Annotated in this window: 12 protein-coding genes, 1 pseudogene and 1 other annotated feature; of the genes and pseudogenes, 9 read left to right on the top strand and 4 right to left on the bottom strand. The window is 55.4% G+C overall.

Going from position 1 to position 13,773, the window contains the following annotated elements; all coding sequences use genetic code 11:
* Positions 1-87 precede the first annotated feature (87 nt).
* Positions 88-336 carry a YciN family protein gene (locus OK409_RS04335; RefSeq protein WP_033757844.1) on the top strand — a complete coding sequence of 83 codons (249 nt, stop codon included), beginning with the start codon at positions 88-90 and terminating at the stop codon, positions 334-336.
* A 31-nt stretch (positions 337-367) separates the two neighbouring features.
* Here the strand turns inward: OK409_RS04335 and sohB are convergent, their stop codons facing one another.
* Positions 368-1,414 (bottom strand): protease SohB, encoded by a 1,047-nt coding sequence (sohB, locus tag OK409_RS04330; protein WP_010244469.1) that lies wholly within the window; start codon positions 1,412-1,414, stop codon positions 368-370.
* A 173-nt stretch (positions 1,415-1,587) separates the two neighbouring features.
* Between sohB and OK409_RS04325 the strand changes: the two genes are divergently transcribed.
* Both OK409_RS04325 and cobO read left to right on the top strand, forming a co-directional pair.
* Entirely contained in the window at positions 1,588-2,349 is a 762-nt protein-coding gene (locus OK409_RS04325; RefSeq protein WP_264366795.1) for a YciK family oxidoreductase, read from the top strand.
* The gene (gene cobO, locus OK409_RS04320) at positions 2,349-2,939 is read left to right on the top strand and encodes a cob(I)yrinic acid a,c-diamide adenosyltransferase (RefSeq protein ID WP_010670250.1); all 591 of its coding nucleotides are present in this window, start codon (positions 2,349-2,351) and stop codon (positions 2,937-2,939) included. The genes OK409_RS04325 and cobO overlap by 1 nt, the downstream gene beginning before the upstream one ends.
* Before the next feature lie 54 nt (positions 2,940-2,993).
* On the opposite strand, the gene rluB is transcribed toward cobO, so the two are convergent.
* Positions 2,994-3,884 (bottom strand): 23S rRNA pseudouridine(2605) synthase RluB, encoded by an 891-nt coding sequence (gene rluB / locus OK409_RS04315; protein WP_010670251.1) that lies wholly within the window; start codon positions 3,882-3,884, stop codon positions 2,994-2,996.
* Positions 3,885-4,663: 779 nt separating this feature from the next.
* Here rluB and OK409_RS04310 point away from each other — a divergent pair.
* Positions 4,664-5,311: a hypothetical protein gene (locus tag OK409_RS04310; RefSeq protein WP_010244455.1), complete on the top strand. Its 648-nt coding sequence runs from the start codon at positions 4,664-4,666 to the stop codon at positions 5,309-5,311.
* Between the two features lie 10 nt (positions 5,312-5,321).
* On the opposite strand, the gene OK409_RS04305 is transcribed toward OK409_RS04310, so the two are convergent.
* Together OK409_RS04305 and rnm are read right to left on the bottom strand one after the other, a co-directional pair.
* Positions 5,322-5,942: an L-threonylcarbamoyladenylate synthase gene (locus OK409_RS04305; protein ID WP_003853883.1), complete on the bottom strand. Its 621-nt coding sequence runs from the start codon at positions 5,940-5,942 to the stop codon at positions 5,322-5,324.
* A gap of 12 nt (positions 5,943-5,954) precedes the next feature.
* A complete protein-coding gene (rnm, locus tag OK409_RS04300) occupies positions 5,955-6,839 on the bottom strand; it encodes an RNase RNM (RefSeq protein ID WP_413629545.1) in 885 nt (294 codons plus the stop codon).
* 153 nt (positions 6,840-6,992) lie between these two features.
* Positions 6,993-7,094, top strand: a sequence feature (Trp leader region).
* Positions 7,095-7,117: 23 nt separating this feature from the next.
* Here rnm and OK409_RS04295 point away from each other — a divergent pair.
* From OK409_RS04295 to trpA, 5 genes and pseudogenes are all read left to right on the top strand, one after another.
* Entirely contained in the window at positions 7,118-8,683 is a 1,566-nt protein-coding gene (locus tag OK409_RS04295) for an anthranilate synthase component 1 (RefSeq protein WP_060680305.1), read from the top strand.
* Positions 8,683-10,277 (top strand): annotated as a pseudogene (gene trpD, locus OK409_RS04290) (bifunctional anthranilate synthase glutamate amidotransferase component TrpG/anthranilate phosphoribosyltransferase TrpD). Before OK409_RS04295 ends, trpD begins: the two are co-directional and overlap by 1 nt.
* A gap of 2 nt (positions 10,278-10,279) precedes the next feature.
* A complete protein-coding gene (gene trpCF, locus OK409_RS04285; RefSeq protein WP_264366794.1) occupies positions 10,280-11,641 on the top strand; it encodes a bifunctional indole-3-glycerol-phosphate synthase TrpC/phosphoribosylanthranilate isomerase TrpF in 1,362 nt (453 codons plus the stop codon).
* Positions 11,642-11,687: 46 nt separating this feature from the next.
* A complete protein-coding gene (trpB, locus tag OK409_RS04280) occupies positions 11,688-12,878 on the top strand; it encodes a tryptophan synthase subunit beta (protein WP_010244436.1) in 1,191 nt (396 codons plus the stop codon).
* Entirely contained in the window at positions 12,878-13,681 is an 804-nt protein-coding gene (gene trpA / locus OK409_RS04275; RefSeq protein ID WP_010244433.1) for a tryptophan synthase subunit alpha, read from the top strand. The genes trpB and trpA overlap by 1 nt, the downstream gene beginning before the upstream one ends.
* Positions 13,682-13,773: the final 92 nt, after the last annotated feature.

Below are 13,773 nucleotides of genomic sequence, written 5' to 3'. Positions count from 1 at the left end.
TTTTCATCGATTACACCGATTTGTCACAGCGTGTGACTCGCCAGTAATATAGAAAGGATTGGAGTACTGTCAAACAGGAGTCAATAAATGCAGAGTTCAACTCAGGCTATTTCCCGCCAGGCGTTGCTGGAAAAGGCCAATGCGCTGATCAAAGAACATGATGATTATTTAGCGGGAATGCAGGCGGATGAGGTGATTCAGCAGGGAGAAGTGCTGGTATTTCGCGGACCGTTTTTTCTCGATGCCGATGGAGTGCCGACGGCTAAAACCACGGCGGTGTTTAACGTGTTCAAACACCTTGCCGTGGTGCTGTCGCCGCTCTACCACCTGGAATGAAAAAACCCGGCGCAGGCCGGGTTTCGCATCATCAGAGCAGTGGCTTTTCGCCGCGCTGCCAGAGTTTCAGCAGCAGGCGCTCTGCCACCGAGCCGGCGCTCTGCGTAAAGCGATCCATCACCTTACGGCGGCGGGCATAATGCACGCCGAGCACGCTGAACTTATCCATCTGACGGATGATCAGATCATCGCTGGTGCCGATTTCGTCAACCAGGCCGAGGTCCAGCGCCTGGCGGCCATACCAGTGTTCACCGGTTGCCACCTGATCGATGTCGAGTGACGGGCGCATCTGGTGGACAAACTGCTTGAACAGCAGGTGCGTTTCGTCGAGATCTTCCTGGAATTTCTCACGTCCCTCTTCGGTGTTTTCACCAAACAGCGTCAGCGTGCGCTTGTACTGTCCGGCGGTATGCAGCTCAATATCAATATCGTTCCGTTTCAGCAAGCGGTTGAAATTGGGGATCTGCGCGACCACGCCGATGGAGCCAATAATCGAGAAAGGTGCTGCCACAATACGATCGGCTACGCAGGCCATCATGTAACCGCCGCTGGCCGCCACTTTATCCACGGCCGCCGTGATACGCAGACCCTGATCGCGCAGACGCTGCAGCTGCGAGGCTGCCAGGCCATAGCCATGAACCACGCCGCCAGGGCTTTCAAGACGCAGCAGCACTTCATCGCCAGGCTGCTTGACGGCCAGCACGGCTGAAATCTCTTCGCGCAGTGAAGTCACCTCATGGGCGTCCATGCTGCCTTTGAAATCGAGTACATAGAGCGTGGGCTTCGCACTGTCTGTCTGCCCCTGCTTCGCCGCCTGCTTTTCCGCTTTGGCTTTCAGCTTTTCACTTTTCTTATGATTTTTCAGCCAGACTTTTTGTGCCTGAGGCTTCATTTTTGCCAGCTGCAAATCCTCTTTCATCTGTTGATAGTCATCATCCAGATGAGTCAGTCGAAGCTGACCGTTTTGTGCCCGTTTGCGTAACGCGGCATTCATCACAATCATGACAATCACAGCGACGGCAACCACCAGTGTCACCACTTTCGCTAAAAACAGTCCATACGTTGAAATAAAATCCATAGGTCGCCTTAGTAAACAGAGAATCAAAAACAGTTCGCCAGTTTAGCCGTTTTGCCCCGCTTCGTCGCCTGAAATGCCAGCAGCTGGCACAGAATGGGTGGGTTGGCGATTGCGCCCATTCGTAAATTCAGGCATAAAGCGGAATCATGCTGTTTTCGCTGGAGGACCCCGCTGTGCATTATCAACCGAAAAGCGACCTGCTCAATCATCGCATTATCCTGGTCACTGGCGCTTCAGATGGCATTGGCCGGGAAGCGGCGCTGACTTATGCCCGCTATGGCGCAGAAGTGATCCTGATGGGCCGTAACCCTGAGAAGCTTCAGCAGGTCGAACAGGCGATCAATCAACTCAATCTCTGCCCGGCTCACACTGTGGTGTTCGATCTGGCCGAAGCGACACCGGAACGTTGCCAGCAGGTGGCAGAACAGCTGGCCCAGCAGTTTCCGCGTCTTGACGGCGTGCTGCATAACGCCGGTATCCTCGGTGAGATTGTGCCGCTGGCTGAACTTGACCCACAGGTCTGGCAGCAGGTGATGAACATCAACCTGGACGCCACCTTCTTCCTGACGCAGGCGCTGTTGCCGCTGCTGTTAAAATCGGATGCCGGTTCACTGGTGTTTACCACCTCCAGCGTGGGCCGTACCGGTCGCGCGTGCTGGGGGGCTTACGCCGTCTCTAAATTTGCTACCGAAGGCATGATGCAGGTACTGGCTGATGAGTATAAGAACCAGTCGCTACGGGTGAACTGTATTAATCCGGGCGGGACGCGAACCAAAATGCGTGCCAGCGCGTTCCCGCAGGAAGATGCCAATAAGCTGAAAACCCCTGCCGATTTGATGCCGCTCTACCTTTATCTGATGGGTGATGACAGCCGTCGTAAAACCGGGATCAGCTTTGATGCCCAGCCAGGCAGAAAACCGGGAGCCGCTGAATAATGGCTGACGATCGTCATCAACAGCGTCAGCAGCGGTTAAAAGAACAGGTAGATGCGCGTATTGCTGCAGCCACGGAGGTTCGTGGCATCCTGATGGTCTTTACCGGCAATGGCAAAGGCAAAACGACTGCGGCCTTTGGCACCGCACTCCGCGCCACCGGTCATGGCAAACGCGTGGCGGCTATCCAGTTCATTAAAGGTGACTGGCCGAATGGCGAGCGAAACCTGCTGGAACAGCACGGTGTTGAATTTCAGGTGATGGCAACCGGCTTTACCTGGGATACGCAGAACCGCGAAACGGATACCGCCGCCTGTCTGGCGGTGTGGCAGCATGCAAAACGGATGCTGGCCGATGAGCAGCTGGATCTGGTGGTGCTCGACGAAATCACCTATATGGTCAGCATGGATTATCTGCCACTGGAAGAGCTGATAGCGGCCCTGCAACAGCGCCCGGCGCATCAGAGCGTCATCATTACCGGACGTGGCTGTCATCGCAGCCTGACTGAGATGGCGGATACGGTGACTGAGATGCGGCCGGTTAAGCACGCTTTTGATGCCGGGATACAGGCTCAGCAGGGAATTGACTGGTAACAGAAAAAGAAAACGCAGCCCTGGGGCTGCGTTTTTAGCGATCGGGCAACGTGATTAACCGGAGTTACGTTTGCTGCCCGGATTGCGGCGTGGTGCACGTGGGGTGCTGCTCACTTTACTGTGACGTTTCACGGCACGACGAATCTGGTTCGCTTTGGTGCGACGACGATCTTTTTCGACCACCAGTTTGGTAACCGTTTCATCATCCATCTCCACCAGGTTACGCAGGTAGTTAACCGCAGGCAGATCCAGTTCGGTCCAGCCACCGCGTGGCAGGCCTTTTGGTAAGGTGATATCGCCGTAGCGAACACGCATCAGACGACTGACCTGCACGCCGACCGCTTCCCATAAACGACGCACTTCACGGTTACGTCCTTCGGTCAGGGTCACGTTGTACCACTGGTTGATCCCTTCTCCACCGCCAAATTTCAGGGTTTTAAAGGCAGCCGGGCCATCTTCCAGCTGAACGCCCTTGCTCAGCTGACGAATTTTATCATCGTCGACCTGACCAAAGACGCGCACCGCATATTCACGTTCCACTTCACGGCTCGGATGCATCAGGCGGTTCGCCAGTTCACCGTCAGTGGTGAAGAGCATCAGACCACAGGTGTTCACATCCAGACGGCCAACGGCAATCCAGCGTGAACCGCGCAGACGAGGCAGACGGTCAAATACCGTTGGGCGCCCTTCAGGATCGCTGCGGGTACAGAGTTCACCTTCTGGTTTGTAGTAAGCCAGCACGCGGCAAACTTCGGTTGCTGATTCAGCAATCGAGACCAGATGGCCATCAATACGGATTTTCAGAGATTTGCTGCTTTCAACGCGGTCGCCCAGGGTGGCGATCTTGCCGTCGACGCTGACACGGCCAGCGGCAATCATTGATTCGATTTCACGACGCGAGCCATGGCCGGCACGCGCTAAGACTTTCTGTAACTTTTCGCTCATTGAGCTTCCTCTTTGTCGCCTTCCCAGGCGTCACGGTAGGGTGATAATTCTTTCTGAATCAACAGGTTAACCTATTAATTCGGCCCCATTATACAGGCATTTACCCCTGAAGTAACGCGCTTTATGAGTGGGTCTGAAGCGAATTAAGAAGGGTCAGCCTCTGATAGTTTTAGATCTGATAATATCTGGCGCTGATTTAAATAACCCCCGTGCATCTGGCAGGAATAAGATTAATAAAATGCATGTATTAAAAACTTTATAGCTGATGACAATTAAATTTTCTAACCACTTCAGTTTCATCAACGTAATGTTCTGGTGATAAAAACCTTAACACTATCTTACACTTTCGCTGATTTTCCCTTGCTTTTATTCTTCTTAAAAAAACATTAAAGTCAGCACAAACAACTGTTTTAATGATTTAATCCATTATAACCGCCAGGTAAATACAAAAAAGCCAGATTTTTCTTAATGCAGATTTATTTAAGGCCTTATTTTCAAGGACATTTGATTCTTATTAGCTTTAATAAATTGTACGACACTATTAAGCTGATATAATTTATTTCTGTAGCGCAATAAAAAGCAGGACTCACGATAGAGGGGTCCTGCAACAATGAAGTCCGGCTTTTGTTATTCATTTATAAAAATAGTCTTTTTAGATTAATCCAATAAACCGGCGCATCCGGAGTTGTTGCGTTAATACGGTTCAGTGATGAACCTTGCTTGCATGTCAAAAATCTTCACCAGGGATTTCCCGACATGCCTGAATAAAGAAACCCATCATGAAAAACCTGTTGCTGTGCCCGGTGCTTGCTGCACTGGTGCTGAGCGGGTGTTCTGTGGGCCATACTGAGTACAGTCGTACGGCGATGCAGCACGTAGATATGAGCGTGACTGGCATTCCGACGATCCTCGGTCTCGGCACACTGGGCACCAGCATTCCATTGACGCCTGAATATAGCCTGACAGCTGCGCACGTTGCCAAAACTGCCGTGCAGCGCGTTAAGTCTTATCACCCTTATTGCGACCTTGCGATTATTTATCACAAGAATGACGCCAGCACGCTGACTAAGTTCCGCAGCAGCGACATCGGCGATCCGGTTAAAATGTATGGCTACAGTTTTATTTCAGCGATGCCGGTTGAATCGACCGGAGTTAATTTAGCCCGTACGGCTATTCGGAATAACTGGAATAAAAGTCCCTGTATAGCCATGGCCTCCAATGCAGGTGTTGTTCAGGGGATGTCGGGCGGCGGCGTTTATAACCGTGATGATACGCTGGGCGGCGTGATTGTTGGCTATTCTGACTCGATTAAAAATGGGCGTAATAACAAAGTGATCCTGAAAGATGTGTCACTTTATATTCCTTACGGCCAGTTCAAAAGCTGGTTAGAGTCGAATCTGGCCCAGACACCGACACGCGGTGCCTGAGCCTGAGGGCTTACAGGAACGGGCGGGTATCGCCCACCCCTTCACGCACAATTTCCGGCGCATCGGTGGTCAGATCGACCACCGTGGTCGGCTGCTGGCCCAGCGTGCCGCCGTCGATAATCAGATCGACCAGCTTGCCGATGCTGTGCTGGATCTCTTCCGGATCGGACTCGGTGAAATCGTTGCCCGGCAGAATTAATGAGGTCGACATCATCGGCTGATTCAGTGCTTCCAGCAGCGCCAGTGCCACGGGATTAGAGGGAACGCGCAGACCAATGGTCTTACGTTTTTCATTCATCAGGCGGCGCGGCACCTCTTTGGTCGCCTTGAGAATAAAGGTGTAGTTGCCTGGCGTGTTGTTTTTCAGCAGGCGAAACGCTGAGTTGCCCACCTGCGAATAGACCGACAGCTCAGAGAGATCCCGGCACATCAGGGTAAAGTTGTGGTGCCCGTCGAGCTGACGGATACGACAGATACGCTCCATCGCGCCCTTCTCCTCCAGCCGACAGCCCAGCGCATAGCCGGAATCGGTTGGATAAACAATGACGCTGCCTTTGTTCAGGTAGTCAACCGCCTGATTAATCAGGCGAGGCTGCGGGTTGTCCGGATGAATATGAAACAATTGACTCATAGAAACCTCGTGTCACCTTTCCGTGATTGCCAGGCTGGGAGCCAGATCCGGGAAGCGTTCCCAGACCGGCTCAACCGCCGCGGGCAGCCAGAGTTTGCGGCCCAGTTCAATCCACGGACAGGGTTGATGAAAATCAGAACCTTGTGATGCGGCCAGTTCATTATCTCTGGCGTATTGCGCCAGCGTCGTGCGCTCATTAGGCGGCTGCTGGCACTGCGCGACTTCCATCGCATCGCCGCCCGCTTCGCGGAAATGGGCGACCAGCCGTTTGAGCCACTTTGCCGATAAACCGTAACGGCCAGGATGCGCCAGCACGGCGCAGCCACCAGAATGATGAATAGCATCAATAGCTTGTTTAATTGTACACCATTGTGGCGGCACGTAACCGGTTTTGCCACGCGCCAGATAATTTTTGAACACCTGCGCCATATTCTCTGCTTTACCCTGTTCAATCAGGAAACGGGCAAAGTGACCGCGCGTAATGATGCCGCCATCAGCCAGTCGCGCGGCTCCCGCCAGCGCATCCGGGATACGTGCCTTTGCCAGTCGCTCACCAATCTCTTCTGCACGTGCTTGCCGACAGGCATGTTGTCCGGCCAGAAACGCCACCATCGCCGGATGGCGGATATCAATGTTCAGTCCCACGATATGAATCTCATGGTTTTCCCACAGGGTGGAGATTTCTGCGCCCGCCAGCACTTTTATCGGTAAATCGTGATCGATTGCCGTTTGCTGCGCTTCATCTACCCCTGCAACGCTGTCGTGATCGGTGATCGCCAGTACGCCGACGCGCATCTCAACCGCTCGCTGCACCAGGGCGGCTGGCGTCAGTAAGCCATCGGAGGCACGCGTGTGGCTGTGTAAATCATAAACCGGGAAACGGGCGATATCGCTCAAGAGAACTCCTGCAAAAACTAAACCGGCCAGCATGATAACGATTTTCATGGTCAGTGAAAAAGTGTATTGACATTTCCGCTCTGAACCCGTTAACTAGTACACAAGTTCACACGTAACGGGTATTCAATCATGGCTGTTGTAATCACGCATTTAAACGGTTGGCGCGATGTTCCCGAAAACGGGCGACAGGGTCGTGCACACTTTGCGTAAACGCTGTGCTAATACCTGAGCCCGCCACCGAGCGGGCTTTTTTTTGAGCGAAATTCAGAGAAATCATCATGCCAAATGCGAAACCTACAGTGAAGTTGATTACCGGCACCGCACCCTACCGCGAAGATCCGGCCGCAGTGTTTCACCAGCTGTGCGGCGCACGTCCGGCAACCCTGCTGCTTGAATCCGCTGACATCGATAGCAAGCGCAACTTAAAAAGCCTGCTGATTGTCGACAGCGCGCTGCGCGTCAGCGCAATGGGCAACAATGTCACCGTTCAGGCGTTGTCAGAAAATGGCCGCGCCCTGCTGTCGCTGCTGGATGAGGCCCTGCCTGCGTCGGTAAGCAATCAGGTTCGTCCCGATGGACGCGAGCTGACTTTCCCGCAGAGCACCGACCATCAGCAGGATGAAGATTCCCGCCTCAAGGCACTGTCGGTGTTTGATGCTTTGCGTCTGATTCCACAACTGGTCAACTCCCCTGCCGATGAGCGCGAAGCCGTACTGCTGGGTGGCCTGTTTGCTTATGATCTGGTTGCCGGTTTTGAAACCCTGCCGGAGCTGGATAATCAGCAACGCTGCCCCGACTACTGTTTTTACCTGGCAGAAACCTTACTGGTAATCGATCACCAGACCCGCAGTGCGCGTCTGCAGGCCAGCCTGTTCTGCCCATCCACCAGCGAGTTCCAGCGCCTGCAGCGCCGCATCGAGCAGTTGCACGGCCAGATGCTGCAGCCGGCACCGGCTCTGCCGGTCCAGCCGGTTGAACAGATGACGCTGACCACCAGCCAGAGTGATGAAGAGTATTGCGACGTAGTACGCACCCTTCAGCAGGCGGTTCGCATCGGCGAAATTTTCCAGGTCGTGCCGTCACGTCGCTTCTCGCTGCCGTGCCCGTCGCCGCTGGCTGCTTATGAGACACTGAAAAACAGCAATCCCAGCCCCTACATGTTTTTCATGCAGGATCAGGATTTCTCATTGTTTGGCGCGTCGCCGGAGAGTTCGCTGAAGTATGACGCCACCTCCCGTCAGATTGAGATCTACCCGATTGCCGGTACCCGCCCGCGTGGCCGCCATGCTGATGGCTCACTGGACCGCGATCTCGACAGCCGCATTGAGCTGGAGATGCGTACCGACCATAAAGAGCTGGCTGAGCATCTGATGCTGGTGGATCTGGCGCGTAACGATCTGGCGCGTATCTGCGTGCCCGGCAGCCGTTACGTGGCTGACCTGACCAAAGTTGACCGCTACTCGTTTGTAATGCATCTGGTTTCCCGCGTGGTGGGTACGCTGCGCGCGGATCTCGATGTGCTGCACGCGTATCGTGCCTGTATGAACATGGGCACGCTGAGCGGAGCACCAAAAGTTCGCGCCATGCAGTTGATTGCCGGGGCTGAACGCACCCGTCGCGGCAGCTACGGCGGCGCGGTGGGCTACTTCACCGCCCAGGGCGATCTCGATACCTGTATCGTTATCCGCTCCGCCTATGTAGAAGATGGCGTCGCCACCGTTCAGGCGGGCGCTGGTGTGGTGCTGGATTCTAATCCGCAGGCTGAAGCTGATGAAAGCCGCAACAAAGCGCGCGCCGTACTGCGCGCTATCGCGACTGCCCATCACTGCAAGGAGATCTTCTGATGGCCGATATTCTGCTGCTCGATAACATCGACTCTTTTACCTATAACCTGGTTGATCAGCTGCGGACCTTTGGTCACAACGTGGTGATTTACCGCAACAACCTGCCCGCCGAACTGCTTATTGAACAGCTGCAGCGGATGGAGAACCCGGTGCTGATGCTCTCTCCCGGTCCCGGCGCGCCAAAAGATGCTGGCTGTATGCCGGAGCTGCTGCGGGTGCTGCGTGGTCGTCTGCCAATTATCGGTATCTGTCTGGGTCACCAGGCGATTGTCGAAGCCTATGGCGGCCATGTGGGCCAGGCAGGCGAGATCCTGCACGGCAAAGCCTCTTCAATCGACCATGACGGCGAGGCGATGTTTGCCGGTCTGAGCAATCCGCTGCCGGTGGCGCGCTATCACTCGCTGGTGGGCAGCAACACGCCGGAAGAGCTGACGGTGAACGCCAGTTACAACGGGATGGTGATGGCCGTTCGCCATGAAACCGATCGCGTATGCGGGTTTCAGTTCCATCCTGAATCGATTTTGACTTCTCAGGGCGCGCGCCTGCTTGAGCAGACGCTGGCCTGGGCGCTGGCGAAGTAACAGGGAGAATAAACATGCAACAGACACTGGAAAAACTTTACCAGGCGCAGACGCTGAATCAGGCTGAGAGTCATCAGCTGTTCAGCGCCATCATTACCGGACAGCTGGAGCCAACGCAGCTCGCTGCCGCGCTGATCGCCATGAAAGTGCGCGGTGAAACGCCGGAAGAGATCGCCGGAGCCGCCACCGCACTGCTGGAAGATGCCAAACCTTTTCCCCGCCCTGATTATGCGTTTGCCGACATTGTGGGCACCGGCGGCGATGGCAGTAACAGCATTAATATCTCGACTGCCAGCGCCTTTGTCGCTGCGACCTGCGGTCTGAAAGTGGCGAAGCACGGCAACCGCAGCGTCTCCAGCAAATCGGGCTCCTCCGATCTGCTAGCCGCCTTTGGCATCAATCTCGATATGCCCGCTGACCGGGCACGCCAGGCGCTGGACGATCTGAATGTCTGCTTCCTGTTTGCGCCGCAGTATCACACCGGTTTTCGCCACGCGATGCCGGTCCGCCAGCAGCTTAAGACCCGTACGCTGTTTAACGTGCTGGGCCCGCTGATCAATCCGGCACGCCCGCCACTGGCGGTGATTGGCGTTTACAGCCCGGAACTGGTGATGCCGATTGCCCAGACGCTGAAAATGCTGGGTTATCAGCGCGCGGCGGTGGTTCACGGTGGCGGAATGGATGAGGTGGCGCTGCACGACGTGACCCATGTGGCCGAACTGCGTGAAGGTGAAATTACGCGCTATCAGCTCTCGCCAGAGGACTTTGGTTTTGGCTTCCATCCCAAAGAGGCGCTGGCGGGCGGCACGCCGGAAGAAAATCGTGACATTCTGACCTCTTTACTCCAGGGTAATGGCCAGCAGGCCCATGAGGAGGCCGTCGCCGTCAACGTGGCGATGTTGCTTAAAGTATTCGGTCAGGAAGATCTGCGTGAAAACGCACAGCAGGCGCTTAACGCCATCCGCAGCGGACAGGCTTATGAGCGTGTCGTCGCACTGGCAGCAAGAGGATAATCATGAAAGGCACCGTGTTAGAAAAAATTGTTCAGGACAAAGCGATTTGGGTTGAAGCCCGTCAGCAGCAGCAGCCTCTCTCTACCTTTCAGAACAGCATTGAACCCGCCAGCCGTCATTTCTACGATGCGCTGCAGGGTGCAAGAACCGCGTTTATCCTGGAGTGTAAAAAGGCCTCTCCCTCGAAAGGCATTATTCGTGAGGATTTCGATCCAGCCGCCATTGCCGGGGTCTACCGCCATTACGCTTCCGCGGTATCTGTGCTGACCGATGAGAAATATTTTCAGGGCGACTTCGCCTTTCTGCCGATTGTCAGCGCGGCCATCACCCAGCCGGTGCTGTGCAAAGATTTTATTATCGACCCTTATCAGATCTATCTGGCCCGTTACTACCAGGCTGATGCGATTCTGCTGATGCTGTCAGTGCTGGATGATGAGCAGTATCGTCAGCTGGCCGCTGTGGCGCACAGCCTGAAGATGGGCATTCTGACTGAAGTGAGTAATGAAGAGGAACTGGAGCGGGCTATCGCGCTGCAGGCCAAAGTTGTGGGTATCAACAACCGCGATCTGCGTGACCTCTCTATCGATCTTAACCGCACCCGTCAGCTGGCACCGCGCCTGTCACACGGCGTCACAGTAATCAGCGAATCAGGCATTAACAGCTATGCCGATATTCGCGAGCTGAGCCATTTTGCCAACGGCTTCCTGATTGGTTCTGCACTGATGGAAGAAGCCGACCTGACCGCAGCGGTGCGTCGGGTCACGCTGGGCAGCAATAAAGTGTGCGGCCTGACCCGTGCCGAAGATGCGCGTGCCGCCTATGAAGCCGGGGCAATCTATGGTGGTCTGATCTTCGCGGAAGGTTCACCGCGCCAGATTGACACCGTTACGGCGCAGACCGTGATCGCTGCGGCGCCGCTGCGCTACGTCGGCGTGTTCCGCAATGCCTCTATAAGTGACATTGTCACGCAAGCCGGTGCGCTTTCACTCTCTGCGGTGCAGCTGCATGGTAACGAGACGCCGGAGTTTGTAGCTGAACTGCGTGCGGCTCTGCCAGCTGAGATTCAAATCTGGAAGGCGCTGCGCATTGAAGGCACCTTACCGGCGCGCGACTGGCCTCATGTTGACCGTTATGTGTTTGATAATGGCGACGGCGGAACCGGACAGCGTTTCGACTGGTCGCTGTTGCAGGGGCAGACGCTCAACAACGTGCTGCTGGCCGGTGGCCTGAGCGCGGATAACTGTGTTGAAGCCGCGCAGCTCGGCTGTGCCGGACTGGACTTCAACTCTGGCGTGGAAAGCGCGCCTGGCATCAAAGATGCCCGTAAAATTGCCGCTGTGTTTCAGACACTGCGAGCCTACTGATTTGCCTGGCCTGCTCAACGGCGGGCCCGAGAAAGGAAGATAAAAAATGACGTTACTTAATCCCTACTTTGGCGAATTTGGCGGAATGTATGTTCCGCAAATCCTGATGCCAGCCCTGCGCCAGCTGGAACAGGCGTTTGTCGACGCCCAGAAAGATCCTGAGTTTCAGGCCGAGTTTACCGACCTGCTGAAGAACTATGCGGGTCGCCCTACCGCCCTGACGCTGTGCAAAAACCTGACTAAAGGCACCAAAACCCGCCTCTATCTTAAGCGTGAAGATCTGCTGCACGGTGGCGCGCACAAGACCAACCAGGTGCTGGGTCAGGCGCTGTTAGCCAAACGCATGGGCAAAAACGAAATCATTGCCGAAACCGGTGCGGGTCAGCACGGCGTAGCTTCAGCGCTGGCCTGTGCGCTGCTGGGCATGAAATGCCGCATCTATATGGGCGCAAAAGATGTGGAGCGTCAGTCACCCAACGTCTTCCGTATGCGTCTGATGGGCGCAGAAGTGATCCCGGTGCACAGCGGCTCCGCCACGCTGAAAGATGCCTGTAATGAAGCGCTGCGCGACTGGTCTGGCAGCTACGAGACATCACACTATATGCTCGGCACCGCAGCGGGTCCGCATCCCTTCCCGACGATTGTGCGTGAGTTCCAGCGCATGATTGGCGAAGAGACTAAAAAGCAGATTCTGGAAAGAGAGGGTCGCCTGCCCGATGCGATCCTCGCCTGTGTGGGCGGCGGCTCCAACGCCATCGGCATGTTTGCCGACTTTATCGATGAGACCAGCGTGAAGCTGATCGGCGTAGAGCCTGCGGGCCACGGCATTGAGACCGGCGAGCATGGCGCGCCGCTCAAGCACGGTCGCGTCGGCATCTACTTCGGTATGAAATCGCCGATGATGCAGACCCATGATGGCCAGATTGAGGAGTCTTACTCGATCTCTGCCGGCCTCGACTTCCCGTCTGTAGGCCCGCAGCATGCGCACCTGAACAGCATCGGTCGTGCGGAATATGTCTCCATCACCGATAACGAAGCGCTGGCCGCCTTTAAACAGCTCTGTCGCGATGAAGGTATCATTCCGGCGCTGGAGTCATCCCACGCCCTGGCGCACGCCATGAAGATGATTCAGGCCGAGCCGGAAAAAGAGCAGTTGATTGTGGTCAACCTCTCTGGCCGCGGCGACAAAGATATTTTCACCGTTCATGACATTTTGACAGCGCAGGGAGAAATCTGATGGAACGTTACAATCAACTGTTTACGCGTCTGTCAGCGAATAACGAAGGGGCTTTCGTTCCTTTTGTTACGCTGGGCGATCCGTCACCGGAGCTTTCACTGCGTGTGATTGATGCCCTGGTTGAAGGAGGCGCGGATGCACTGGAGCTGGGTATTCCCTTTTCCGATCCCCTTGCAGATGGCCCGACCATCCAGAATGCGACGTTACGCGCCTTTGCGGCGGGCACCAACACCAGCCAATGCTTTGAAATGCTGGCCACTATCCGCCGTAAGTATCCGGATCTGCCGATTGGATTGCTGATGTACGCCAATCTGGTCTTCACCAACGGTGTGGATGAGTTCTATGCCCGTTGTGCAGAGGCGGGTGTGGATTCGGTGCTGGTGGCGGATGTGCCCGTTGAAGAGTCCGCGCCCTTCCGTCAGGCGGCGCTGCGTCATGGCATAGCACCCATCTTCATCTGTCCGCCTAACGCCAGCGATGAGCTGCTGCGCGAGATCGCTTCACACGGACGGGGTTACACCTACCTGCTGTCGCGCGCGGGCGTGACCGGTGCTGAAAACCGCGCCAGCCTGCCGTTGCAGCATCTGATCGACAAGCTGCGTGAATACCATGCAGCCCCGCCGCTGCAGGGCTTTGGTATCTCTGAGCCTGAACAGGTTAAGGAAGCGATCGCCGCGGGCGCTGCGGGCGCGATCTCCGGCTCTGCGATTGTCAGAATCATCGAAAAACATCATTCAGAGCCTGAGGTGATGCTGAGCGAGCTGAAGAACTTTGTCAGCCGTCTTAAAGCCGCCAGCCGTTAATCCTGCCAGCATGCCTTATCGCGCGATAAGGCATGATTTGTTTCCTTTTTTTTCATTCCCCCATTTGCCCTTTTTGCAAAATCTGCACCACA

The organism is Pantoea sp. RG18 (assembly GCF_025910075.1).
Lineage (GTDB): Bacteria > Pseudomonadota > Gammaproteobacteria > Enterobacterales > Enterobacteriaceae > Pantoea > Pantoea agglomerans.
Note: the sequence above shows the minus strand (reverse complement) of the source record. Positions and strands in the feature narration are given on the sequence as shown.